Origin of the sequence: Tabrizicola sp. (assembly GCF_036781545.1) — a bacterium.
In the GTDB taxonomy this organism is placed as follows: domain Bacteria; phylum Pseudomonadota; class Alphaproteobacteria; order Rhodobacterales; family Rhodobacteraceae; genus Tabrizicola.
Map to the genome: position 1 here is coordinate 1 of NZ_DAIQAT010000047.1, position 22120 is coordinate 22120.

Sequence of the window (22120 nt, forward strand, 5' to 3'; positions counted from 1 at the left end):
AAGTCGAGGCCAAGGTCCGCGCCGAGGTCGGGGCGCTGTGCAAGCAGTTCCCGATATACCCGGGGATGTGATCGGGACCTACGGGACACGGGGCCAGACCATGGACCATCCACGCAAAGTCCGACTTGCGGCTTTTCTTCGCGACGTCTGGGACGAAGGGCGCACGGACGCGGTCGGCACCTATCTTGCGCCCCGCTACACGATCCACCACGATCCCGGGGATCCCTGGGACGGTCGGGAGCTGGATGTTTCCGGCTTCCGCGACCGCCTGATCCAGTCGCGCGCCGCCTTCCCAGACCAGCGCTTCGACGTCCAGCGCATGTTCGCCGATGATGACGCCGTGGTCGCGACCTGGCTCTGGCAGGGAACTCATCTGGGCGACCTTCCCGGCTTTCCGGCCACCGGTCGCATTATCCGGATGTCCGGGGCGACCGCCTATTTCTTCGACGCAGCAGACCGGCTGACCGGCCACTGGCAGATCACCGACCGTCTGGGGGTCTATCAACAGCTGATGGCCGGTCGCACCGCGGCCCTGACCGCCAGCAGCCCATGATCCGGCGGCACCGCGTCTGGCTCATCGTTGCCGTGACCCTGGTCCTGTTCGCCGGTCTCTGGCTTTTCGGCGTCGTCGGGCTTGCGGCCCATAGGCTGGCCATGCGCGGCAATGCGACAGGCGAGCGTGGCAGCAGCCTCATGCTGCAGGATTACCGGGTCGTCATCGAGGGCCGCCCGGTTGCCGGACTGGTCGAAAACCTCTCCGGCCTGACCTTCAATCCAGCAAGCGACACGCTCTTCTCGGCGATCAACCGCCCGCCCGAACTGGCCGAACTGTCGCGCGACGGCCGTCTCCTGCGCCGCATCCCGCTGACCGGAGCCAGCGACGTGGAGGGCATCACCCATGTCGAGGGCGACCGTTTCATTCTGGTGGACGAGAGCCGCCATCGCCTCTCCTGGGTCACGATCACGCCGGAAACCGCCAGCATCGACCTCGCTGCGGCGCCGTTCCTCACGCTCGACCTCGGGGCCTTCAGGAACATGGGTTTCGAGGGCATCTCCTGGGACCAGCGCCGCAAGGAACTGGTGATCGTGCAGGAGATGTGGCCGGTCCGCGTGCTGGTGATCGGGGGGCTGGACCGGGCGGTGCTGGGCCAGGGACTTGGCGTCACCGTCCGCGAATGGCAGCCCGACAGCTGGGCTGGGCATTTCGTCGCCGACCTCTCCTCGGTCACGGTGCACGACCCGACCGGGAACATGGTGCTTCTCAGCGACATCTCCTCGGTGCTGGCCGAATATTCCCCGGAGGGTGCGCCGCTGAGCCTGATGACGCTCTGGTCCGGCTGGCACGGGCTGACCCACTCGGTGCCGCAGGCCGAGGGCGTGGCGATCGGTCCCGATGGCGCGGTCTTCATCGTCTCCGAGCCGAACCTCTTCTACCGTTTCGACCCCGCCGTCACGCTTTCCCAACCTTGACGGCCCGCGCCGCCGCCTGTCTCATCCCGCGCATGACCGCCCCCGACACCCGCTCCCTCGAACACCGCATGGGCGACTGGGCCCGGGCGCGGCTGCCCTTCGCGGTCGCCGAGCTGGTGATGTTCGTCCTGAAACAGGGCTGGGCCTGCCTGTTCGGCGGGCTCCTGCTGGCGGCGATCATCGCCACGAAACTGATCTGGCAGGCGGACTGGCCGCTGCACCGCTACGACGCGCTGTTCCTCTTCGCCATCGGGACGCAGGCCGTCTTCCTGGCGACCAGACTGGAAACCTGGGAGGAAGCCCGCGTCATCCTCTTGTTCCACCTCACCGGCACGGCAATGGAATGGTTCAAGGTTGATGCCGGGTCCTGGGCCTACCCCGAGCCCGGGGTCTTCAAGCTGATGGGCGTGCCGCTCTTCTCCGGCTTCATGTATGCCGCTGTCGGCAGTTACATGGCCCGGGTGATCCGGGTCTTCGACATGGCGTTCGCCCCCTATCCGCGCTTTGCCCTGACCGTCGTGCTGGCCGCCGCGATCTACCTCAACTTCTTCGCGCACCACTTCCTGCCCGACGTCCGGCTGGGGCTCTTCGTGGCCACCGTCGCGCTTTATGGCCGGACGCGCATCTGGTTCCGCATCCACGACCGGCACTGGTGGATGCCGCTGCCGGTGGCGGCCTTCCTGTCGGCGCTCGCCCTCTGGGTGGCGGAGAATGTCGGCACCGCGACCGGGACATGGATCTATTCGGGGCAGGTCAGCGGGCAGCTCGTCAGTTTCGCCAAGCTCGGGTCGTGGTATCTGCTGCTTTACGTGGCCTTCGTGACGGTGACGCTGGTCAGCCGCGGGGCGCTTTCGGCGCAGCCGATGGACTTTGGTCCGGCCAGGGAAGACCTGGCCAAATCGTAAACGGCCGCAGTCAAGTCCTTGATATCGCGCCCCGTCCGAAAAGCGCCACGTGGGGTGGGGTCAGAAGTACCCGCGCCAGGCCAGGAAGCCGAACAGCGCCACCAGCAGCACCAGCACCCCGAAGCCGACCGACCCGACCATGCCCGCGAACAGGTCCCGCCGCCGCCCCACCGGGTCGATGGCGGCCAGATGCTTCACGCAGACATCATAGGCCTCGGTCACGTCGGCCATGTCGATCTGGCCCAGAAGCTTCGGGTTCTGCCCCTTCTGCGCTGCCTGGGCCAGCACCCGGCCGGAATCGCGCACCTTCTTCGGCAAGGTCCGCCCGGCCCGCTTCAGCTTGACTGACAGGCCGCGGCCCCCCAGGCCAAGCCTCTCTTCCAGAAGCTGGGCCACGCGATCCGCCATCTGCTGGATCGTCACCGCACTCATCCCGCCCCCCTTGGCCGCCGCCTGCCGAACCTAGAGACCTTCCCGAGGATGTTCAACTGCTCTGGCCTGAACCTCGCGATATCGCTATGCAAAACCCATGCTCGCCACCATCCGCCACAGCCCCCCGCAGCCGCCCGAGGCCCCCAGCCTGGTCATTGCCCACGGGCTCTACGGCTCGGCCCGGAACTGGGGGGTGATCGCCCGCCGCCTGTCCGACCGGCGCGAGGTGGTGGCCGTCGACATGCGCAACCACGGCGACAGCCCAAGGTTCCCGGTTCAGGGCTACCCCGAGATGGCCGCCGACCTGGCCGAAGTGATCGAAAGCCTCGGCGCGCCGGTGGACCTGCTGGGCCATTCGATGGGCGGCAAGGCCGCGATGCAGCTGGCGCTGACCCGGCCTGAGCTGATCCGCCGCCTGGTGGTGGCCGACATCGCCCCGGTCGCCTACAGCCACGACCAGACCCGGAACGCCCAGGCGATGGCCAGCCTCGACCTGACGCAGATCACCTCGCGGGCCGAGGCCGATGCCGCGCTGGCGCGAGAGATCGACGATCCCGCACTGCGGGCCTTCTTCCTGCAGTCGCTGGACTTCCGCGCCCATCCGCCGCGCTGGAAGCTGAACCTCGCCGTGCTGGAAGCCGAGATGCCGAAGATCGTCAACTGGCCGGGAACGCAGGGGGTATTCCCGCACCCCGCGCTGTTCCTGACCGGCGCCGACAGTTCCTATGTCCGCCCCGAGCATCGCGAGACGATCCGCGCCCTGTTCCCCAAGGCCCGCTTCGCCAGGATTCCCGGCGCAGGCCATTGGCTCCACGCCGAAAAGCCGCGCGAATTCGAAGAGACGGTCAGGGTTTTCCTCGAGGCCTGATCACCCGATCTGCCGCGCCACCGCCCAGGAGACTGGCAGGGCCAGTGCGGCCCCGGCTGCCGCCGCGATCACGATGGGCCAGAGCGTGCCGTAGCCCGCCGTCAGCACGGCGATCACCCCGGTTCCTGCCATGGCGGTCGCGATCATCGAATACAGGATCATCATCAGGCGCATCGGAAACTCCCTTCGCAAGCCTTGGCGAAGTCTAGGCTTTTCCGCGCGCGCCGCCTTGATCCGGGTCAAAAGGCGCGCAAATCGTAGGAGGCTGCACCCTCACGCTTGCTCCAACACCTCGCGCAAGCTTCGCTCCGGCAACACCACCGGGTTTCCCTTCATGGAAGACGCCCCCTGTGCCGCAGCGACGATGCCTGCGTGCTGCTCTTCCCTGACCCCCAGCGCCGCCAGCCCCACCAGACCCTCGGCCCAGGCCCAGGCCTGCAGCGCAGCAGGGGCTTCCGCCGCCGTCGAGCCCAAAGCGTCCGAAAGAACCCCGCAGACCTCGTCCAGCCGCGCGCGCAGCGTGCCGGTCGCAGCCGCGCGGTTCGCCTGCAGGACCGGACCGAGGAGCGCCCCGCAGATCGCGCCATGCGCCGCGCCGGTAAGCCCGCCGATCACGCCGGCCAACCCGTGCACCGCCCCCAGCCCGGCATTGGCTAGCGCGAGACCGCCGCAGAGGCTGACCCAGGCCATGCGATCACGCGCCTCCGCCTCCTCGTCCTGCATCAGGCGGATCAGGGCCTGCATCCCCATGCCGATGGCCGGGCGGGCCAGCGCATCGGTGTAGGGGGTGGCCTTGACCGAGACATAGGGCTCGATCACCTGCGTCACCGCGTCGAGGCCAGAGGCCAGCGTCACCGCTTTCGGGCAACCATCCGTCAGCGCCGGGTCGACGATGGCCAGGCGGGCGACCATCCGGTCGTCGCGCAGACTGACCTTCCGGCCAAGCTCAGGCAGGCCGATGACGGCGTTCTTCGTGACCTCCGCCCCCGTCCCCGCCGTGGTCGGCAGGGCGATGAAGGGCAGCGGATCGGCCTTCAGCGGCAGGCCTTTGCCCACCACCTCCAGATGCTCCATCGGCCCGTCGGCCGCCGGGATCAGCGCGGCCAGCGCCTTGCCGAGATCCAGCGCCGCCCCTCCGCCGAGCGACACCACCCAGTCCGGGCGATGGGCGCGGGCGGCGGCGAGCGCGGTTTCCAGATCCGCCAGCGTCGGCTCCCCTGTGCAGGGGAGTGCGAGGGTCCCCGGCCCCAGCGCCTCCACAAGCCAGGCGGCACGGGCGGGGTTCGCCCCATGGACCACCACCCCGCGCGGGCCGAAGGGGCGGATCAGCGCGGGGGCCTTCGCGGCCTCGCCCCGACCGAAGAGGATGCGGCCCGGAGCGGTGATGCCGAAGGGGGTCATACGCTCATCGTGGCGGCGACGGCCTTGCCCCAGCGGGCGTATTTCGCCTCGCGGTTGGCTGCATCCATTTGCGGCGCGAAGCGGCGGTCCAGAGCCCAGGAGGTCGCGAAGTCCTCCGGTCCGCCGATGACCTCCGCCTGCATCGCGGCAAGGTAGGCCGCCCCGAGCGCGGTCGTCTCCGTGACCTTGGGCCGGTCCACCGGCGCGCCCAGGATGTCAGCCAGGAACTGCATGGTCCAGTCGCTGGCGGTCATCCCGCCATCGACCCGCAGGACGCCATCGGCGGAAGCACCCCAGTCGACCCGCATCGCCTCCAGAAGGTCGCGGGTCTGGTAGCCGACGCTCTCCAATGCGGCGCGGGCGAGCTCGGCGGGGCCGGAGTTGCGGGTCAGGCCATAGACCGCGCCCCGGCAATCCGGCCGCCAGTAGGGCGCACCCAGGCCGGTGAAGGCGGGGACGAGGATGACGCCCTGTGCCTCCTCGGCCTGCGCGGCGAGGGGCTGGGTCTCCTTCGCCTCGCGGATGATCTTCAGCCCGTCGCGCAGCCACTGGACCACCGCCCCCGCTATGAAGATCGAGCCTTCGAGGGCGTAGGTGGGCTTTCCCCTCAGCTGGTAGGCGATGGTGGTCAGGAGGCGGTTCTTCGAGGGCACCATGTCCTTGCCGGTGTTCAGAAGCGCGAAGCAGCCGGTGCCGTAGGTGGATTTCATCATGCCGGGCTGGAAGCAGGCCTGGCCGACGGTCGCCGCCTGCTGGTCGCCCGCGACGCCGAGGATCGGGATCTCGCGGCCGAAGAGGTCGGGGCGGGTCACGCCGAAGGGGGCCGCGCAGTCGTGGACTTGCGGCAGGAGCGAGAGGGGGATGTCGAGGAGCTTGCAGATATCCTCATCCCAGCGGCCCTCGGCGATGTTGTAGAGAAGCGTGCGCGAGGCGTTGGTCGCGTCGGTGGCGTGGACGCGGCCCCCCGTGAGGTTCCAGATCAGCCAGGTGTCGATGGTGCCGAAGGCGAGGTCGCCGCGGCTGGCCTTTTCCCGTGCGCCTTCGACGTGGTCGAGGAGCCATTTCACCTTGGTTCCCGAGAAGTAGGGGTCGAGGAGGAGGCCGGTCCTCGCGGTGATCGTCGGCTCGTGACCGGCTGCCTTCAGGGCGGCACAGGTGTCCGCCGTGCGGCGGTCCTGCCAGACGATGGCGGGGTGGATCGGCTGGCCGGTCCCGCGGTCCCAGATCAGGGTCGTCTCGCGCTGGTTGGTGATGCCGATGGCGGCGATGCCCCCTGCCCCGATCCCGGCCTTCTCGATGGCGGCGCGGGCGGTGGCGGCGACGGTGGACCAGAGATCGGCGGGGTCATGCTCGACCCAGCCGGGGCGGGGGTAGTGTTGCGGGAACTCCTCCTGGGCGCTCGCGACGGGGCGGAGGGCGGCGTCGAACAGGATCGCGCGGGAGGAGGTGGTGCCCTGGTCTATCGCAAGAATATGGGGGGCGAGGATATGGGTCATGGGGGCGAGCCTGCGGGATGGGTGCCCGCGCGCGGGCAGAGAAGCGGGCTGAACGATTTCAAGGCGTTGCCTGCGGAGATTCAGGAACTCTTAACATCTGGAGTCGTGCAAGACACCGGGGGCTGGCGCAAGAATTTTCGCAAGGGTCTACCTTAGCGGGGCGCCTGAGAGGTTTCATTCTGCACAACTTGAGCCGGGTCTTGTAGAGGTCTGTGTTGCGATTGTTGAAGCGGAACTCGGTCTCAAGCTTGGCGACCGAGGCGCCCGGCGCGTCAAGCCTGAAGCTCCAGCGTCATGCTGCCCCCTGTTCCGCCGCCGGGCTGACGGCCCGCGCGGCGTCCGCCCCGACTTCACTGGTCATGAAGCGGTCGAGTGTTTCGATCTGGTCGGCGGTCATCCGCAAGCCAAGCTTGGAGCGGCGCCAGACCACGTCTGCTGCGCTGGCCGCAAATTCATGTGACATGAGCCAGCGCACCTCGGCTTCGGTCAGCGTCCCGCCGAAATCCTGGCCGAGCGCCGCCGCGGTGGTGGCGTTGCCGAGGATCAGCGCGGCCTCGGTCCCGTAGGCGCGGATCAGGCGGGCGGCCCAGTAGTCCGTGAGGAAAGGGTGCTGCGCCTTCAGGCTGGCGGTGAGGGCCGCCACCTGATCCTGCGGGAAGTCGCCGCCGGGCAGGGCCACGCGGGCAGTCCAGGCAGATTTGGCCTGCGGGAAGAAGGGCGCCAGCTTTGCCAGCGCGGATTCGGCGAGGCGGCGGTAGGTGGTGATCTTGCCGCCGAAGACGTTGAGAAGCGGCGGGCCGTTCTGGTCCAGCTTCAGCACATAGTCGCGGGTGGCGGCGGTGGCCGACTTGGCCCCGTCGTTGTAAAGCGGGCGGACGCCGGAATAGGTCCAGACCACGTCATCGCGGGTCACGGGTTTGGCGAAGTATTGCGAGGCGAAGGCGAGGAGGTAGTCGCGCTCCTCCTCGGTGCATTTCGCATCGCTGGGCGCGGCGGTGTGATCCTTGTCGGTGGTGCCGATCAGGGTGAAGTCCTGCTCGTAGGGGATGGCGAAGATGATCCGGCCGTCGGAGCCCTGGAAGAAGTAGCAGCGGTCGTGGTCGAAAAGCTTTTTCGTGACGATGTGGCTGCCACGGACCAGACGCACGCCCTCGGTCGGGTTGAGATGGGCGACATTGCGGATCACGTCCATCACCCAGGGGCCGCCCGCGTTGACGAGCGCCCGGGCGTTGTAGGTCTCGGTTCCGGGCGGGCCTTCGGTGGTGATGTGCCAGAGCCCGTCCCGACGCTCGGCAGCGGTGACGCGGGTCCGGGTCAGGATGCGGGCGCCCCGCCGGGCGGCGTCGCGGGCGTTGAGGGCGACAAGGCGGGAATCCTCGACCCAGCAGTCGGAATATTCGAAGGCCTTGTGGAAGCCGGGCTTCAGCACCTTGCCCGCCGGATCGCGGGTCAGGTCCAGCGTGCGGGTCGCGGGCAGGATCTTGCGGCCGCCCATCGTGTCATAGAGGAAAAGGCCGAGACGGATCAGCCAGTCCGGCCGCCGCCCACGCGCCCAGGGCATGACCCAGCCGAGAAGGCGCGAGGTGGGCGTGTCGGATTCGAAGCGCATGTCGGGGGAAAGCGGCAGGACGAAGCGCATCGGCCAGGAGATATGCGGCATGGCGACGAGCAGGGTCTCACGCTCTTCGAGGGCTTCGCGCACGAGGCGGAACTCGAAATACTCAAGGTAGCGCAGCCCGCCGTGGAAGAGCTTGGTCGAGGCCGAGGAGGTGCCCTGCGCGAGGTCGCCCTGTTCGGCGAGCGAGACCGTCAACCCGCGCCCGGTGGCGTCGCGGGCGATGCCGCAGCCATTGATCCCGCCGCCGATGATGAAGAGGTCGGATACAACCCCTGCGGTCACGTTCGTCACTGGAATTCCTCCTCCACGGCGGAAACTGCGCTGATTATCACGGGTTCGTCAACGAGAAATTTTCGTTTTTGTGCGGTTTGTCAAAAAGCGAACATCAGTGGCGGTTCGATTGCGCAACCACAGCGATACTTGCTGCAAACGCAAAATACCGCGCGCCTGCGAAAGCGAAAAAACCGCTGACAGGGGTCATGCGACGTGTCAGAAAAGCCGAAACGCAGATAGCGAAGGAAATGGAAGCTTGGCCCTGAACTTCCGCCAGACCGAGATTCTGGAACTGGCCCGGGCCGAGGGCCGGGTGGTGGTCGAGGATCTGGCCGCGCGGTTCGACGTGACCCTGCAGACGATCCGGCGCGACCTTTCCGACCTTGCCGACGCGGGCCATCTGGACCGGGTGCATGGCGGGGCGGTGCTGCGAACCGGAGTCGCGAACATCGGCTATGAGGCGCGGCGGCGGATGAACGAGGGCGCGAAGGCCGCCATCGCCCGCGCCTGCGCGGCGGCGATCCCGGACAATTGCAGCCTGATCCTGAACCTCGGCACCACCACGGAAGCCGTGGCGCGCGAGCTTCTGGCGCATCGCAACATCACGGTGATCACCAACAACATGAACGTGGCCAACATCCTGGTGGCCAACCCCGGCTGCGAGATCGTGGTGGCGGGTGGCGCGCTGCGGCGGACGGACGGCGGGCTGGTGGGGGAACTGACGACGCAGTTCTTCGAGCAGTTCAAGGTGGACTACGCGGTGATCGGCGTCTCGGCGCTGGACCGGGACGGGGACCTCTTGGATTTCGACCTGGCCGAGGTGCGGGTGTCGAAGGCGATCATCCAGCAATCCCGGCGCTGTTACCTCGTCTGCGACCATTCCAAGCTGGACCGCTCCGCCCCGGCGCGGCTGGCCTCGCTGTCCGAGATCACCACGCTTTTCACCGACCAGCCGCTGCCCGCCGAGCTGATGCGGAAATGCGAGGCCTGGGAGACCGGGGTGCAGGTGGCAGGCTGAGGTGGATTGCTGCCACCAAGCCGGTCGCGTTTGCGGTTGTGGAGAGTCTTGGTGGAGCAGAGGGGGATCGAACCCCTGACCTTATCATTGCGAACGATACGCTCTCCCAACTGAGCTACTGCCCCATCCGCGCCGCCGTATTCATCCGAAATCGACGGCAGAGTCAAGCCGGGTCGGCAGGGGTTTCACAGGTTCGGGCACGAGAATGGCGCAGCATCAACCCGGCAGGTGCTGGCGCACGAAGGCGACGATCTCCGCCGCCGGGCGCGCACCGGCGAGCCGCGCCAGTTCCCGGCCGTTGCGGTAGAGGATCAGCGCCGGAATGCCGCGGATGCCCGCGCGGGACGATGGCTGCGGGTGATCCTCGGTGTTCAGCTTCATCAGCCGCACATTCGGGGCGAGCGCGCTGGCCGCCTTGGCGAACTCCGGGGCCATCATCCGGCAGGGGCCGCACCATGGCGCCCAGTAGTCGACCAGGACCGGCAGACCATCGCCACGCGTCACCTTGTCATGCGTCGCGGCATCCAGTTCCTGCACGCCGCCATCCAGCAGCACGGCCCCGCAGACCCCGCATTTCGGGCTGTCCGCCAGCCGGGCGACGGGCACGCGGTTCGCCCGTCCGCAGGTGGCGCAGGTCAGTTTCACGGCATCGGTGACGGGCATGGCCTACCTCACATCTCGCAAGCCTTGAAGATGTGCAGCGCCCCGCCTGCGCGCAAGGGGTCAGAGGAAATCCTCTTCCTCGCCCGCGACATCCACGCCCAGGGCTTCGAGCCCCGCTTCCAGATTCTCGGCCAGATGCGGCATTCCCATCAGGTAAGTCGCCGTAGGCGTCGTCGCCTCGGCCACCGCCGTGGCCACCGCCTCGGCGAAATCCTCGGGTTCGAAGGCGCCGCGGCCGACCCAGGCCACCGCGGTGAGCTGCGCCTTCTCGTCGTCGTTCAGCGCGTCGATGAAAGCGTGCAGCTCGGCGTCCCCGCCCGCGCCCATCTCGCGGGCGAGGTAGATCACATGCACCACCTTCTGCGGGCTGATCTCAAACATCGCGGTCTCCTTCGTTTGGACCATGGTCGCGCAACGGGCTGCGGCGCGCAAGCATCAGCCGAGGATCCATGTCGTCACACCATGCGCCAGCGCCCCGGCCAGCGTGGCGAGCACGACCGACTTGCGGGTGAACCAGACCGCCAGCACCGCCAGCGTGCCGAGGATCACCGGCAGAAGGCGCGCGAGATCCAGCGTCAGCGAAGGCAGGACCGCCGCGACGAAGAGCGTGGCGATCGCCGCCGGCCCGGTCGAGGCAAGGAAGCGGCCCAGCCAGCCGGAGGCCGCCACCCGTTCCATCCGCGCCAGGATCGGCAGCGCGCGGAAGGCCCAGTTCGCGGCCCCGGCCATCAGGGCGACGGTCAGCAGGTCCCAGTTCATTTGCGGGCCACCCCGGCCACCGCCCCGGCGAGCATCCCCAGAAGGATGCCGCTTGTGGCGCTGATCATCAGCGTTCCGATCACGGTGACGACGCCTGCCACCGCGATCACCGGCAGTTGCCGCCGGTTCAGGATCGACAGGAGGAGCGCGAGGAAAAGCGCGGGCAGCATGAAGCCGAGCCCGGCGTTCAGCGCAGGCCAACCCTCCAGCGCACCGCCCCCGGCCCAGGCGCCCACGACCGTGCCCGAGACCCAGCTGGCATAGGCGCCAAGCCCTAGGCCGAACATGTAGGGCTCGGAGAAGCGCTGCCCCCGCGCCAGCGCTCCCAAAGCCTGGCCGAAGACCTCGTCCGTCAACCCCCAGGCCCAGGCCCAGGCGTGGCGGCGGGTCGCGCCCTCGCCCGCCTCGCGCATCAGGGCGGGGCCGTAGAGCACATGGCGCAGGTTCATCGCGATCAGGGTGAAGGCGGCGACCAGCACCGGCGCGCCAGAGGACAGCAGCGCCAGAGCCAGGAATTGCGAGGCCCCGGCATAGATGATGAGCGACAGGGCAAAAGCCTCCAGCCCGGTGAAGCCCGCTTGCGTGGCGGCAACGCCGAAGGAGAAGGCAATGGGGAAATAGCCCATGACGATGGGCAGGCTGGCGGCAAGGCCGTCAAGGAAAGGCGGGCGGGTCCGGGTCATCGGCGCCAGCGCTACCTTGGGCCCGTGCCGGGGTCAATGCCGCCCTGCCGTTGCGGAAAGCCTGACTTGCGCGGCGGGCCGTGCCCCGGCATTCTGCGCGGCGAATCCCGTCCCAGGAACCCGCCCCATGCGCCAGCTTGCCGCCACCTTTGCCCTCGCCGCCACCCTTGCCCTTTCCACCCTGGCCCCTGCCCGGGCCGAGGAAATCCCCGGCTCGCAATTCGAGGCGGGCAACTGGGTGGGCGGGGCCTATACCGATGACAGGGGCGCATTCTCGTACTGCTACATCACGGTCAGCTATCAGAACGGTCAGGACCTGTGGATCGGGCTTTACCCCAACGACACCCTGTCGATCCTGATGCGGCAGCCCGGCGTGAAGTTCCAGCCCGGCCAGAAGTTCGAACTGTGGGTGATGATGGAGACCGGCGTGCCCGCCATCGGCAACGGCGAGGCCTGGGATGCGGATTATGGCGGGATCACCTATGACGGGGTCCAGGCCACGGTCGATTTCCTGAACAGCGGGCGCTATCTGCGAATGCTGGGCATGGGGATCGACGACGGTTTCGACGTGGACGGAATCGGCCCGGCGCTGTTGCAGGCGCAGGATTGCCTGGCCCGGCAGGGCGGCGCGGGCGGCGGCAAGGTGCTGGGCACGACGCCCGGCGTGAAGACCCCGCCCAAGGTGCCGGACCTGTCCAAGCCGAAGACCAGCGGGGTGGGGTCCGGCGGCGGCCTTGGCACCCGGCCCGGCGGGGCGCTCGGCACGCCCGCGCCGAAGCCGCAGCCTTAAGCGGGGTCCAGCGCCCGGAACCCTCCGTTCCAGTAGACCAGCGCCCCGGCGCCGGGGGTGGTGCGGATCGCCCGGACGCGGCCGATCAGGATCGAATGCGTCTCGCGTTCGATCATCTCCTCCACCGTGCAGTCGAAGGCGGCGGGCGCGCCGACCAGAAGCCGCGCGCCGGTGACGGCGGTTTCCCACTGGGCGCCCTCATAGCGCGCCGCGCCCCTCACGCCGCCGAAGCCCGAGAAACGCTCCGCCACCGCCTGATGCGCGCACCCCAGCGAGGACCAGCCGAAGCGCCCATAGCGCTGCAGCAACCCGTGGCTCGACGCGCTGCGGTTGACGACGGCCAGCAGCAGCGGCGGGTCGGCAGAGGGCGAGATCACAGAGGTGACGACAAGGCCCGAAGCCTCGTCGCCATCGCCCACGGTGATCACGCTGCAATTGCCGACGAAGGCCTTCGTCGCGTCGCGGAAGCTTTTGGCGTCCGGGTCCACTAGCGGATGCCCGCCGCCTGAAGCTTCGGCAGCACGGTGTCGCGGAAATAGGGGAACTCCTCGACATAGTCGACGAAGGACAGCGTCGTCCCCGAGAAACCGGTGGCGTGCAGCTTCAGGATACCTTCCGCCACTTGGTCCGGCGTGCCGATCAGCGGGTAGCCGCCATGCCCCAGCGCGAAGAGATGCTTGATCTGCGCCAGAAGGTCATGCGGGAAGCTGTGGGCATGGGCGAACTGCAGCCGCACCAGATTGTCGACCGCCTCGGTATCGGCGTTCTGCACGGCGGTATAGTCGGCGAATTCCTTGGCCTCGGCCTCGGTCGGGCGGCAGATGACATGGGAGAAGGTCAGCACATTCACCGCGCGCCCCTTGGCGGCGGCCTGCGCCTTGAGATCGGCGATCTCGCCCTTCGACCGGTCCAGATCGATGGCCGGGGTGAACAGGAAGTCGGCATTGTCGGTGGCAAAGCCGCGGCCCTGCGGGCTGCCCGCCGCGTTGATGATCGGGACCGAGCCGCGGATCGGCTTCGGGTCGCCCTTCACCCGCTTGGCCTTGAAGTAGGTGCCGTCCCAGTCGAAATGTTCGTCCGAGGTCCAGAGCTTCCTGACCAGGTCGAACCATTCCTGCGCATAGGCGTAGCGGGTTTCGTGGTCGTCGGGCAGCGACAGGCCCAGCGCCTCGTATTCCGGCTTGTTCCAGCCCGCGACGATGTTCAGCCCCGCGCGGCCATGGCCGATCTGGTCGATGGTGGCGATCTGCTTGGCCACCACGACCGGGTGGTTCGCGGCGGTGTGGATGGTGGCGAAGACGGCGATGTTCTTCGTTGCCGCCAGCAGGCCAGCGGCCCAGGTCATCGTCTCCAGCACGCCGCCGTGAAAATCGGTTTCACCGCCATAACCGATCCAGCGGGCGATGGGCAGCATGAAGTCGATCCCGGCCTCGTCCAGCATCTTCGCCAGCTTCAGGTTGTTGTCCCAGCTGTTGTCCCAGCGTTCGGGCGCCTTGGTGGGGGTCATCCCCGAAGAGCAGTTGGAGGAAAAGGTGCCCAAGCGAAAGCGATCGCCCGAGAGCATCGGGTGGTGAGGCATGGCGGAGTTCCCTGTTGGTGTTTTGAAGATATTTTATGTTTGAAAGTCTATCGTAAAATCCATTTGCGTCAACAGTCCGCTGCGGCAAGACTTCGCGGGCAGACGGCGCGTGGCGGAAGGCGGGGAAAATGGTTCAAACTCAAAATGATGCGCCCGATGCGACGGCGACCCCCGGCCTAGACCTGCGCTGGCACCTGGCGGAAAGCGCGGTCGAGGTCGACACGACGGAACTGGAATTCGCGCTGATGCGGACCTTCGAGGGATTCGGGCGCTGGCAGTCGGAATGCCTGGCCTCGGTCTGCGACCTTGCGGCGACCGGGCCGGAAAACGCGCTTCTGCACATCATCCGGATGAATGACCGCCCGAAGACGATCAAGGATCTGGCGCGGCTGACCAACCGGGACGATGTGCCGAACATCCAGTATTCCCTGCGCAAGCTGATCGGCGCCGGGCTGGTGCTGCGCAAGGGGGCGGGTCGGTCGGGCGTCACCTATCTGGTTACCGACGAAGGCCGCCGCGTGACCGACGATTACGGCGCGCTGCGGCGGCGGCTGTTGTTGCAGGCGGTGGCGAATGTGCCGGGTTTCAGCGACCGCCTGGCCGAGGCGACGCGCACGCTGAACCTTCTGACCGGCATCTACGAGGAAATCTCGCGCGTTGCGGCGACGCATCGGCGGGGATAGGACCATCTTGGCAGTAAGCCCAGGAATTTTCTAGAAAATTCCCGGGCTTACGTTTTGGAGCAGACTCAAGCGGGCCTATTCCGCCGCCTGCATGTAGCTTTCGACCGGCGGGCAGGTGCAGATCAGGTTGCGGTCGCCGTAGACGTTGTCGACCCGGCCCACCGGCGGCCAGTATTTGTCGACCCGGAAGGCACCCGGCGGGAAGCAGCCAGCCTCGCGGCTGTATTTCCGGTTCCACTCGCCCACCAGCGCCGCGACCGTATGGGGCGCGTGACGCAGGGGCGAATCCTCGGACGAGATCTCGCCCCGCTCGACAGCCGCAATCTCCTCGCGGATCGCGAGCAGCGCGGTGATGAAACGGTCGATCTCGGCCTTGGTCTCGCTCTCCGTCGGCTCGACCATCAGCGTGCCAGCTACCGGCCAGCTCATCGTAGGCGCATGGAAACCGTTGTCGATCAAGCGTTTGGCGATGTCGTCCACCGTCACCCCGGCCTCGGCGAAGGGCCTTGTGTCCAGGATGCATTCATGCGCGACCCGGCCCTTGTTGCCCATGAAGAGGATCGGGTAATGCGGCGACAGCCGTGCGGCGATGTAATTGGCGTTCAGGATCGCCACGCGCGTCGCCTGGGTGAGGCCCGGCCCGCCCATCATCAGGCAATAGGCCCAGCTGATCAGCAGGATCGACGCCGACCCGTAGGGCGCCGCGCTGACCGTGCCCTCGTCGGTGCGTTGCAACCCGCCGCCCGGCGCGGCCCCGATCTCGGGATGCCCCGGCAGATGCGGCGCAAGATGCGCCTTCACCCCGATCGGCCCCATTCCCGGCCCGCCGCCGCCATGCGGGATGGCAAAGGTCTTGTGCAGGTTCAGGTGGCTCACATCGCCGCCGATCTCGCCCGGCTTCACCAGCCCGACAAGGGCGTTCATGTTCGCCCCGTCGATATAGACCTGCCCGCCGTGGTCATGGGTGATCTTGCAGATCGTCTTCACCGTCTCTTCGAAGACGCCATGGGTGGAGGGGTAGGTGATCATGCAGGCGGCCAGCCTTGCGCCCGCCGCCTCGGCCTTCTGGCGGAAGTCCTCGACATCCACGTCGCCGTTGGGGGCGGACTTGACCACGACCACCTCCATCCCCGCCATCTGGGCGCTGGCGGGGTTGGTGCCATGCGCCGAGGTCGGGATCAGGCAGATCTTGCGGTCAAGATCGCCGCGCGCCCGGTGATAGGCGAGAATGGTCAGAAGCCCGGCATATTCCCCCTGCGCGCCTGAATTGGGCTGCATCGAGAAGGCGTCATAGCCGGTGATCTCGCACAGCTTGGCCGAGAGGTCGTCGATGGCCTCGTGATAGCCCGCCGCCTGATCGCGGGGCGCGAATGGGTGCAGCGAGCCGAACTCCGGCCAGGTGATCGGCATCATCTCGGCCGCCGCGTTCAGCTTCATCGTGCAGGAACCCAGCGGAATCATCGCCCGGTCCAGCGCAAGGTCGCGGTCGGACAGGCGGCGCATGTAGCGCATCATCTCGGACTCGGCCCGGTTCATGTGGAAGACCGGATGGGTCAGGTAGTCGGTCGTACGCAGCATCTCCTCTGGGAAGCCCAGGGTCGCCCGGTGCGGCGGGACCCCGTCGATCCCGAAGGCGCGCAGGACCTTGATCAGCACGCGCTCGTCCGTCGTCTCGTCCAGGCTGATCCCCACCCGGTCCAGCCCGATCTTTCGGAAGTTCAGCCCCTCGTTCCGCGCCGCGGCCAGGATACCCGCCTGCCCGACGCCCACTTCTACCGTGATCGTGTCGAAGAAGCCCCGCGGCGAGACCTTGGCCCCTGCCGCCTTCAGCGCCCGCGCCAGCCGCTGGGTCAGGAAATGCACCCGCTCGGCAATCGCCCGCAGACCCTTGGGCCCGTGGAAGACGGCATACATGCTTGCCATGACCGCCAGAAGCGCCTGCGCCGTGCAGACGTTGGACGTGGCCTTCTCGCGCCGGATATGCTGCTCGCGGGTCTGGAGCGACAGACGGTAGGCCTTGCCGCCCTGCGCGTCGATGGAGACGCCGACGATCCGACCCGGCATCTGCCGCTTGTGCGCATCCTTGACCGCCATGAAGGCCGCATGCGGCCCACCATAGCCCATCTGCACCCCGAAGCGTTGCGCCGATCCGACGGCGATATCCGCCCCCATCGCGCCCGGTTCCTTCAGCATGCACAGCGCCAAAAGATCGGTCGCCATGATCGCGATGGCCCCCGCCGCGTGCAGCGTCGCGATGCGGACGGTGAAATCGACGACATGGCCATAGCTGGAGGGATACTGGAAGATCGCCCCGAAGACCTTGGTCGGGTCGAGGTTGCGCACGTCATCCTCGATGATCTCGATCCCCAGCGGCATGGCGCGGGTGCGGATCACGGCGATGGTCTGCGGGTGGCAGAAGCGGTCGACGAAAAAGGCTTTCGCCTTCGACTTCGCCACGCGTTCGGCCATGGTCATCGCCTCCGCCGCCGCCGTCGCCTCGTCCAGAAGCGAGGCGTTGGCCACGTCGAGGCCGGTCAGGTCGCAGACCATGGTCTGGAAGTTCAGCAGCGCCTCCAGCCGCCCCTGCGCGATCTCGGGCTGGTAGGGGGTATAAGCGGTATACCAGGCCGGGTTCTCCAGGATGTTGCGCTGGATCGCCGGGGGCGTCACCGTGCCGTAATAGCCCTGCCCGATCAGGCTGGTCATCACCCGGTTCTTCGCGCCGACCTCCTTCATCCGGGCCAGAAGCTCATGCTCGGCGAGCGGCGCCCAGCTCAGCGGTTCCGACTGGCGGATCGAGGGCGGCACGGTCTGGTCGATCAGTTCGTCCAGCGAGCGCACGCCGGTGGCAACCAGCATCTCCTCCATCTCCACCGGAGAGGGGCCGATGTGGCGGCGGTTGGCGAAGTCATAGGGGTTATAGTCGGTGGGGGTGAAGGTCATCGCGGAAACTCCTCAGTCCGGGTGGGACAGGATGTTGATCAGATTGCCGGCAGGGTCGCGCAGGAAGAACCGGCGCACGCCCCAGGGCTCATCGGCAGGCCCGTAGACCACAGGCGCCTTCAGGCGCAGGGCGGCGGCATGGCTGGCCGCCAGATCATCGACCTCGATCGAAAGCAGCGGCACCGGCGCACCGGACCCGCCCTCACGCGCGAGGCTCAGCTGAACCGGACCCGGTTCAGACGCCTGCACGCTAGCGATCCAGCCGTGGTCCATCACCAGATCGACCCCGAGGAGCGCCACATAGAAAGCTCCCAGAGCCTGCGGGTCGTCGCAGACCAGGTTCGGAACGATGCGCCGGACCGCCATGGTCAGCCGATCAGATCGTTGTATTCGTCCTCGTCCATGAACTGATCCAGCACGGACAGATCGTCCACCTTCAGCTTGAAGAACCAGGCGCCACCGGTCGGGTCCTCGTTCACGAGACCGGGGTTGTCGACCAGCTTGGCATTGACCGCGACAACCTCGCCGTCGATGGGCGCCAGAATGTCCGACGCCGCCTTGACGCTTTCGATCACGCAGACCTCATCGCCCTCGGCAACCTGGGTCTCGGTCTCGGGCAGTTCCACGAAGACCACGTCGCCCAGTTGCGTCGCCGCATGTTCGGTGATGCCGACGACCACAAGATCGCCCTCGACGCGCAGCCATTCATGTTCCTTGGTGTATTTCATTGTCTCGCCTCAACGCTTGTAGCTGGTGGGATGGAAGGGAAGCTCGGTCACGGTCACGGGCAGGCGCTTGCCGCGCACCTCGCCCAGCAGGGTCGTGCCAATGGTAGCATGGGCGCGGGCGACATAGCCCATCGCGATGGGGGCATTCACCGAAGGCCCGAACCCGCCCGAGGTGACGCGGCCCACGGGCGTGCCGTCCTCGGCGAAAAGCTCCACCCCCTCGCGCATCGGGGCACGGCCCTCGGGGCGCAGGCCCACGCGCAGCCGCTCCGGCCCTTCGGCAAACTCCTTCAGGATGCGCGCCGCGCCGGGGAATCCGCCCTCGCGCGCGCCTCCGGCCTTGCGGGCCTTCTGGATCGCCCAGGTCAGGTTCGCCTCGACCGGGCTGGTCGTCGTGTCGATGTCATGGCCGTAGAGGCACAATCCCGCCTCCAGCCGCAAGGAATCCCGCGCACCCAGACCAATCGGCGCGACACCGGGCTGCGCCAGCAGCTTGCGGGCAAAGGCTTCGGCCTCTGCCTCGGGCACCGAGACCTCGAACCCGTCCTCGCCGGTATAGCCGGACCGCGAAACCCAGACATCGCCGATCACCCGGTGATCCATGAATTTCATCGCCGCGACACCCGGCACCACCGCCTCAAGCGCCGCCTCGGCCCCCGGACCCTGCAACGCCAGAAGCGCGCGGTCGGTCACGGGTTCCACCGAAACCCCCGGCATACCGGCGGTCATATGGGCGATATCCGCCGCCTTGCAGGCCGCGTTCACCACGACATAGAGATGATCGCCCCGGTTGGTGAACATTAGGTCATCCAGGATGCCCCCGCCGTCATTGGTGAAAAGGCCATAGCGCTGCCGCCCCTCGGCCAAGCCCAGCACATCGACCGGCATCAGCGCCTCGAAGGCCAGCTTCAGGTCGTCCATCGTGCCCCTGGGTCGCAGGATCACCTGCCCCATGTGGCTGACATCGAACAGCCCGGCCGCGCTTCGCGTGTGCAGATGCTCTTTCAGCACCCCGTCAGGGTATTGCACCGGCATCAGGTAGCCCGCGAAAGGCACCATCTTGCCGCCCAGCTCCTCATGCAGAGCTTCAAGCCCCAGATGCAGCAGGTCCGCTTCCTTCAGGTCGGCCATCGCCGCCCCTCCCCTCATGGCCGGAAAACGTACCGGCACCGTCAGGCGGGCCGATCCCCGCCTCTCGATGCCCCCTCTGTCCCTGCGCCCCCGATAGACCGGGCTTGGCGCGCCTGAGATCGTTATCCCTTCGGCGTCCCGCGTCGCGCGGGAACTCTCCAGAGTCTCGTCGTCAGCTACGGTCCCTTGCGCCTGAGAGTTTACCGGGGCGGTTGCTCCTTCGGCACCTTTGGGCTTGCGAAAGCCCGCCGGATTCTCCCGAACCTGACGCCTCTTGGGTAGCCGAAAGCCCCCCCGCCGGGCAAGAGGGAATCGGGATACGACGGTATGCCGCGCCAGAACGACGCGCCGGTCCCGTCCTCTGCCGCGCCTCAGGCCCGCCGCTCGCCGGGGCTCGCCACCGGCTCGGCCTCGGGCGAGGGGGGATCGTCCGGCAGGGACTGGCGCCGCACCGGATGCACCGCGGGCGACCGGATCGCCGCCAGCGCCAGCCATGTGGCCGCCAGCCCGAAGACCACGCCTCCCAGCGCCTGCCCGACCAGAACGCCCGGCGCGCCCCAGGTCTGCCCCAGCCACAGGGCCAAGGGGATCGTCCCCAGCGTGTGCCGCCCCCAGTTCACCACCGTCGACCAGAAGGGCCGGCCAAGGTTGTTGCAGACCGCATTGCCGACAAAGACCATACCGTTGAAGAACCACAAAAGCGCGAGCGGCCCGCAGAAGAGGTAGACCAATTCCCGCGTCAGCCCCTCGGCCTTGAAGGCATCGGCAATCGGCCCGCGCAACAGGAACAGAAGCGCCGAGACCGCCACGATCACCATGGCGGTGAAGATCAGCCCGTCCCAGAAGGTGCGCCGCACCCGGTCCATCCGCCCCGCGCCGAAGTTCTGCCCGACGATGGGTCCGATGGCCCCGGCCAGCGCAAAGATCACCCCGAAGGCCACCGGCGTCAGGCGCCCGGCAATCGCCATCCCCGCCACCGCCGCCTCGCCATAGGCCGAGGTTGCCCGCGTGACGAAGGCCTGCCCCACCGGCGTCGCCACCTGGGTCAGGATCGCGGGCACGGCGATCGCCCAGACCGGCCCCATGTCCGCCACGACCTGCCCGGCCGTCGGCCGGTCGAACCCGCCATAGCGGCGGCGGATCGGCTGCAGCGCGACCCAGGCGATGACCACCCGCGCCACCACCGATGCAATCGCCGCCCCGGTCAGCTCCAGCTTGAAGCCGAAGATCAGGATCGGGTCCAGCACCGCCGTCGCGACCGCGCCCCAGACCGTCGCCATCATCGCCGCCCGCGCATCGCCATGGCTGCGCAGGATCGCACCGCCGATCATCCCGACCATCAGCAGGGATTGCGACGGGATCACGATCTGCAGGAAATGCACCGCCAGCGCCGCCGTCTCTCCGGTGGCGCCCAGAAGCCCGACCAGCGGCCAGAGCGCCACCCAGACGACGCCCGCGAAGAGCGAGCCGAAGACGAAGCCCAGCACCAGCCCGGTCGTCGCCTTCTCCCGCGCCAGCACCGGGTCGCGCGCGCCCAGGGCCCGGGCGACCAGCGCGCCGACGGCAATCGACATGCCGATCCCGAAACTGGTGGTGAAGAACAGGATCGCCCCGGCATAGCCGATGGCCGCCGCCAGCTCCTCGCGGCCCAGAAGCGCGATGTAGAACATGTTGACCAGATCGACGACGAAGACCGCCATCAGCCCGACGGAAGAGGTCAGCGACATCACCGTCACATGCCGGAACAGGTTCCCCTCGACGAACTTCGCCTGCGACCCGGCCATGCGGCAGCCCCTTTCACATTTGCCCAAATATCCCACGGGGGTCCGGGGGTGTGAAACCCCCGGGGCCAGCCAGGGGCCTCAGACGCTTGGCACCTTGCGCAAAAGCGGCATCACCTCCGCCATCTCCGGCCCGGCATCGCGGCCCGTCAGCGCCCGGCGCAACGGGCGGAACAGGTCCCTGCCCTTGCGCCCCGTCGCCTCCTTGACCGCGGCGGTCCACTCGCCCCAGGTCGCCGTGGTCCAGGGCCGCGCGGGCAACAGCGCCAGCGCCTTGGCCACGAACTCCCGGTCGGCCTCGTCCACCACCGGCTCGGCCCCGTCGCGGAACAGCGTCCACCACTGGCCCAGATCGCCCAGCACGGTGATATTGCCCTTGGCCACCGCCCAGAACGCCTCGGCCTCGGCGTCGGGAACGCCCAGGGCGGCGATCCGCTCCCTCACCGCCGCGAAGGGCAGCGCCTGCACATAGTGCCGGGTCAGCGGGAACAGGTCCTCGGCATCGAACTTCGTCGGCGCCGCGCCGAAGGACCCGATGTCGAACCCCGCGACCAGTTCGTCCATCGAGGACACCAGCTCCACCGGCTTCGACGATCCAAGCCGCGCCATCAGCGACAGAAGCGCCATCGGCTCCACCCCCCGCGCGCGGAGGTCGCGCAGGGACAGAACCCCCAGTCGCTTGGAAAGTTCCTCGCCCTGCGGCCCGGTCAGCAGCGAATGGTGCGCAAAGGTCGGCGGCGTGCCGCCCAGCGCCTGCATGATCTGGATCTGCGTCGCCGTGTTGGTCACATGGTCCGCGCCGCGCACGATATGCGTGACCCCCATCTCCACATCGTCGACCGAGGAGGCGAAGGTATACAGCACCTGCCCGTCCGCCTTGATCAGCACGGGGTCCGAGA

The 22120-nt window shown here is 67.9% G+C and carries 24 protein-coding genes, 1 tRNA gene and 1 riboswitch; of the genes, 7 read left to right on the top strand and 18 right to left on the bottom strand.

Features of this window, described 5'->3' with window-relative positions; genetic code table 11:
* The first annotated feature begins 100 nt into the window (after window positions 1-100).
* The 3 genes from V7Q39_RS09520 to V7Q39_RS09530 are packed head-to-tail and all read left to right on the top strand — an operon-like array spanning window position 101 to window position 2375.
* Complete coding sequence (locus V7Q39_RS09520) at window positions 101-553, top strand: ester cyclase (RefSeq protein WP_333816336.1); 453 nt, start codon at window positions 101-103, stop codon at window positions 551-553.
* Window positions 550-1470, top strand: a complete 921-nt coding sequence (locus V7Q39_RS09525) for an SdiA-regulated domain-containing protein (protein WP_333816337.1) — start codon at window positions 550-552, stop codon at window positions 1468-1470. Before V7Q39_RS09520 ends, V7Q39_RS09525 begins: the two co-directional genes overlap by 4 nt.
* A 32-nt stretch (window positions 1471-1502) precedes the next feature.
* On the top strand, window positions 1503-2375 hold the full coding sequence (locus tag V7Q39_RS09530; RefSeq protein ID WP_333816338.1) for a DUF817 domain-containing protein: 873 nt from the start codon (window positions 1503-1505) through the stop codon (window positions 2373-2375).
* Window positions 2376-2435: 60 nt separating this feature from the next.
* Here the strand turns inward: V7Q39_RS09530 and V7Q39_RS09535 are convergent, their stop codons facing one another.
* On the bottom strand, window positions 2436-2807 hold the full coding sequence (locus V7Q39_RS09535) for a hypothetical protein (RefSeq protein WP_333816339.1): 372 nt from the start codon (window positions 2805-2807) through the stop codon (window positions 2436-2438).
* A gap of 97 nt (window positions 2808-2904) precedes the next feature.
* Here V7Q39_RS09535 and V7Q39_RS09540 point away from each other — a divergent pair, with 97 nt between their 5' ends.
* Window positions 2905-3675, top strand: coding sequence for an alpha/beta fold hydrolase (locus V7Q39_RS09540; RefSeq protein WP_333816340.1), 771 nt, complete (start codon window positions 2905-2907; stop codon window positions 3673-3675).
* Here the strand turns inward: V7Q39_RS09540 and V7Q39_RS09545 are convergent, their stop codons facing one another.
* The 4 genes from V7Q39_RS09545 to glpD form a co-directional block, all read right to left on the bottom strand.
* Window positions 3676-3849: a CTP synthetase gene (locus tag V7Q39_RS09545; RefSeq protein WP_333816341.1), complete on the bottom strand. Its 174-nt coding sequence runs from the start codon at window positions 3847-3849 to the stop codon at window positions 3676-3678. It lies immediately after the preceding gene.
* A 99-nt stretch (window positions 3850-3948) separates the two neighbouring features.
* On the bottom strand, window positions 3949-5076 hold the full coding sequence (locus V7Q39_RS09550; RefSeq protein ID WP_333816342.1) for an iron-containing alcohol dehydrogenase: 1128 nt from the start codon (window positions 5074-5076) through the stop codon (window positions 3949-3951).
* Complete coding sequence (gene glpK / locus V7Q39_RS09555) at window positions 5073-6572, bottom strand: glycerol kinase GlpK (RefSeq protein WP_333816343.1); 1500 nt, start codon at window positions 6570-6572, stop codon at window positions 5073-5075. Before glpK ends, V7Q39_RS09550 begins: the two co-directional genes overlap by 4 nt.
* Before the next feature lie 292 nt (window positions 6573-6864).
* Window positions 6865-8481, bottom strand: a complete 1617-nt coding sequence (glpD, locus tag V7Q39_RS09560) for a glycerol-3-phosphate dehydrogenase (protein ID WP_333816344.1) — start codon at window positions 8479-8481, stop codon at window positions 6865-6867.
* 238 nt (window positions 8482-8719) lie between these two features.
* On the opposite strand from glpD, the gene V7Q39_RS09565 reads away from it, so the two are divergent.
* The gene (locus tag V7Q39_RS09565) at window positions 8720-9481 is read left to right on the top strand and encodes a DeoR/GlpR family DNA-binding transcription regulator (RefSeq protein ID WP_333816345.1); all 762 of its coding nucleotides are present in this window, start codon (window positions 8720-8722) and stop codon (window positions 9479-9481) included.
* Window positions 9482-9530: 49 nt separating this feature from the next.
* On the opposite strand, the gene V7Q39_RS09570 is transcribed toward V7Q39_RS09565, so the two are convergent.
* The 5 genes from V7Q39_RS09570 to V7Q39_RS09590 form a co-directional block, all read right to left on the bottom strand.
* A tRNA-Ala gene (locus V7Q39_RS09570) sits at window positions 9531-9606 on the bottom strand.
* A gap of 91 nt (window positions 9607-9697) precedes the next feature.
* A complete protein-coding gene (gene trxC / locus V7Q39_RS09575) occupies window positions 9698-10144 on the bottom strand; it encodes a thioredoxin TrxC (protein ID WP_333816346.1) in 447 nt (148 codons plus the stop codon).
* A 60-nt stretch (window positions 10145-10204) separates the two neighbouring features.
* A complete protein-coding gene (locus V7Q39_RS09580) occupies window positions 10205-10525 on the bottom strand; it encodes a DUF3775 domain-containing protein (protein ID WP_333816347.1) in 321 nt (106 codons plus the stop codon).
* Window positions 10526-10579: 54 nt separating this feature from the next.
* Window positions 10580-10903, bottom strand: coding sequence for an AzlD domain-containing protein (locus V7Q39_RS09585; protein WP_333816348.1), 324 nt, complete (start codon window positions 10901-10903; stop codon window positions 10580-10582).
* Complete coding sequence (locus V7Q39_RS09590) at window positions 10900-11586, bottom strand: AzlC family ABC transporter permease (protein WP_333816349.1); 687 nt, start codon at window positions 11584-11586, stop codon at window positions 10900-10902. Before V7Q39_RS09590 ends, V7Q39_RS09585 begins: the two co-directional genes overlap by 4 nt.
* A gap of 127 nt (window positions 11587-11713) precedes the next feature.
* Between V7Q39_RS09590 and V7Q39_RS09595 the strand changes: the two genes are divergently transcribed.
* Window positions 11714-12376, top strand: a complete 663-nt coding sequence (locus V7Q39_RS09595) for a hypothetical protein (RefSeq protein ID WP_333816350.1) — start codon at window positions 11714-11716, stop codon at window positions 12374-12376.
* Here V7Q39_RS09595 and V7Q39_RS09600 read toward each other — a convergent pair.
* Together V7Q39_RS09600 and V7Q39_RS09605 are read right to left on the bottom strand one after the other, a co-directional pair.
* Window positions 12373-12864, bottom strand: a complete 492-nt coding sequence (locus V7Q39_RS09600; protein WP_333816351.1) for a flavin reductase family protein — start codon at window positions 12862-12864, stop codon at window positions 12373-12375. The two genes, V7Q39_RS09595 and V7Q39_RS09600, sit on opposite strands and share 4 nt — an antisense overlap.
* Window positions 12864-13955 (bottom strand): LLM class flavin-dependent oxidoreductase, encoded by a 1092-nt coding sequence (locus V7Q39_RS09605; RefSeq protein WP_333816352.1) that lies wholly within the window; start codon window positions 13953-13955, stop codon window positions 12864-12866. The genes V7Q39_RS09600 and V7Q39_RS09605 overlap by 1 nt, the downstream gene beginning before the upstream one ends.
* A 128-nt stretch (window positions 13956-14083) precedes the next feature.
* Between V7Q39_RS09605 and V7Q39_RS09610 the strand changes: the two genes are divergently transcribed.
* The gene (locus V7Q39_RS09610; RefSeq protein WP_333816353.1) at window positions 14084-14638 is read left to right on the top strand and encodes a winged helix DNA-binding protein; all 555 of its coding nucleotides are present in this window, start codon (window positions 14084-14086) and stop codon (window positions 14636-14638) included.
* 75 nt (window positions 14639-14713) lie between these two features.
* Here V7Q39_RS09610 and gcvP read toward each other — a convergent pair whose 3' ends face one another.
* From gcvP to V7Q39_RS09640, 6 genes are all read right to left on the bottom strand, one after another.
* Entirely contained in the window at window positions 14714-17581 is a 2868-nt protein-coding gene (gcvP, locus tag V7Q39_RS09615; protein ID WP_333816354.1) for an aminomethyl-transferring glycine dehydrogenase, read from the bottom strand.
* A 12-nt stretch (window positions 17582-17593) separates the two neighbouring features.
* Window positions 17594-17947, bottom strand: a complete 354-nt coding sequence (locus V7Q39_RS09620) for a VOC family protein (RefSeq protein ID WP_333816355.1) — start codon at window positions 17945-17947, stop codon at window positions 17594-17596.
* Between the two features lie 2 nt (window positions 17948-17949).
* A complete protein-coding gene (gene gcvH, locus V7Q39_RS09625) occupies window positions 17950-18309 on the bottom strand; it encodes a glycine cleavage system protein GcvH (protein ID WP_333816356.1) in 360 nt (119 codons plus the stop codon).
* 9 nt (window positions 18310-18318) lie between these two features.
* Window positions 18319-19440, bottom strand: a complete 1122-nt coding sequence (gcvT, locus tag V7Q39_RS09630; protein WP_333816357.1) for a glycine cleavage system aminomethyltransferase GcvT — start codon at window positions 19438-19440, stop codon at window positions 18319-18321.
* 169 nt (window positions 19441-19609) lie between these two features.
* A riboswitch (glycine riboswitch) is annotated at window positions 19610-19711 on the bottom strand.
* Window positions 19712-19811: 100 nt separating this feature from the next.
* Window positions 19812-21224, bottom strand: coding sequence for an MATE family efflux transporter (locus tag V7Q39_RS09635; RefSeq protein ID WP_333816358.1), 1413 nt, complete (start codon window positions 21222-21224; stop codon window positions 19812-19814).
* A 78-nt stretch (window positions 21225-21302) separates the two neighbouring features.
* Window positions 21303-22120 (bottom strand): glutamate--tRNA ligase (locus V7Q39_RS09640; RefSeq protein WP_333816359.1); only part of this gene is annotated, 818 nt, incomplete at its 5' end.

Coding starts and splice junctions, on each gene's coding strand:
- glpK (WP_333816343.1), bottom strand. CDS start 6,572: ATGACCCATATCCTCGCCCCCCATATTCTTGCGATAGACCAGGGCACC.
- gcvP (WP_333816354.1), bottom strand. CDS start 17,581: ATGACCTTCACCCCCACCGACTATAACCCCTATGACTTCGCCAACCGC.
- gcvH (WP_333816356.1), bottom strand. CDS start 18,309: ATGAAATACACCAAGGAACATGAATGGCTGCGCGTCGAGGGCGATCTT.
- V7Q39_RS09620 (WP_333816355.1), bottom strand. CDS start 17,947: ATGGCGGTCCGGCGCATCGTTCCGAACCTGGTCTGCGACGACCCGCAG.
- V7Q39_RS09585 (WP_333816348.1), bottom strand. CDS start 10,903: ATGAACTGGGACCTGCTGACCGTCGCCCTGATGGCCGGGGCCGCGAAC.
- V7Q39_RS09635 (WP_333816358.1), bottom strand. CDS start 21,224: ATGGCCGGGTCGCAGGCGAAGTTCGTCGAGGGGAACCTGTTCCGGCAT.
- V7Q39_RS09525 (WP_333816337.1), top strand. CDS start 550: ATGATCCGGCGGCACCGCGTCTGGCTCATCGTTGCCGTGACCCTGGTC.
- V7Q39_RS09590 (WP_333816349.1), bottom strand. CDS start 11,586: ATGACCCGGACCCGCCCGCCTTTCCTTGACGGCCTTGCCGCCAGCCTG.
- V7Q39_RS09520 (WP_333816336.1), top strand. CDS start 101: ATGGACCATCCACGCAAAGTCCGACTTGCGGCTTTTCTTCGCGACGTC.
- trxC (WP_333816346.1), bottom strand. CDS start 10,144: ATGCCCGTCACCGATGCCGTGAAACTGACCTGCGCCACCTGCGGACGG.
- V7Q39_RS09605 (WP_333816352.1), bottom strand. CDS start 13,955: ATGCCTCACCACCCGATGCTCTCGGGCGATCGCTTTCGCTTGGGCACC.
- V7Q39_RS09530 (WP_333816338.1), top strand. CDS start 1,503: ATGACCGCCCCCGACACCCGCTCCCTCGAACACCGCATGGGCGACTGG.
- V7Q39_RS09545 (WP_333816341.1), bottom strand. CDS start 3,849: ATGCGCCTGATGATGATCCTGTATTCGATGATCGCGACCGCCATGGCA.
- V7Q39_RS09595 (WP_333816350.1), top strand. CDS start 11,714: ATGCGCCAGCTTGCCGCCACCTTTGCCCTCGCCGCCACCCTTGCCCTT.
- V7Q39_RS09580 (WP_333816347.1), bottom strand. CDS start 10,525: ATGTTTGAGATCAGCCCGCAGAAGGTGGTGCATGTGATCTACCTCGCC.
- V7Q39_RS09550 (WP_333816342.1), bottom strand. CDS start 5,076: ATGACCCCCTTCGGCATCACCGCTCCGGGCCGCATCCTCTTCGGTCGG.
- V7Q39_RS09610 (WP_333816353.1), top strand. CDS start 14,084: ATGGTTCAAACTCAAAATGATGCGCCCGATGCGACGGCGACCCCCGGC.
- V7Q39_RS09540 (WP_333816340.1), top strand. CDS start 2,905: ATGCTCGCCACCATCCGCCACAGCCCCCCGCAGCCGCCCGAGGCCCCC.
- gcvT (WP_333816357.1), bottom strand. CDS start 19,440: ATGGCCGACCTGAAGGAAGCGGACCTGCTGCATCTGGGGCTTGAAGCT.
- V7Q39_RS09535 (WP_333816339.1), bottom strand. CDS start 2,807: ATGAGTGCGGTGACGATCCAGCAGATGGCGGATCGCGTGGCCCAGCTT.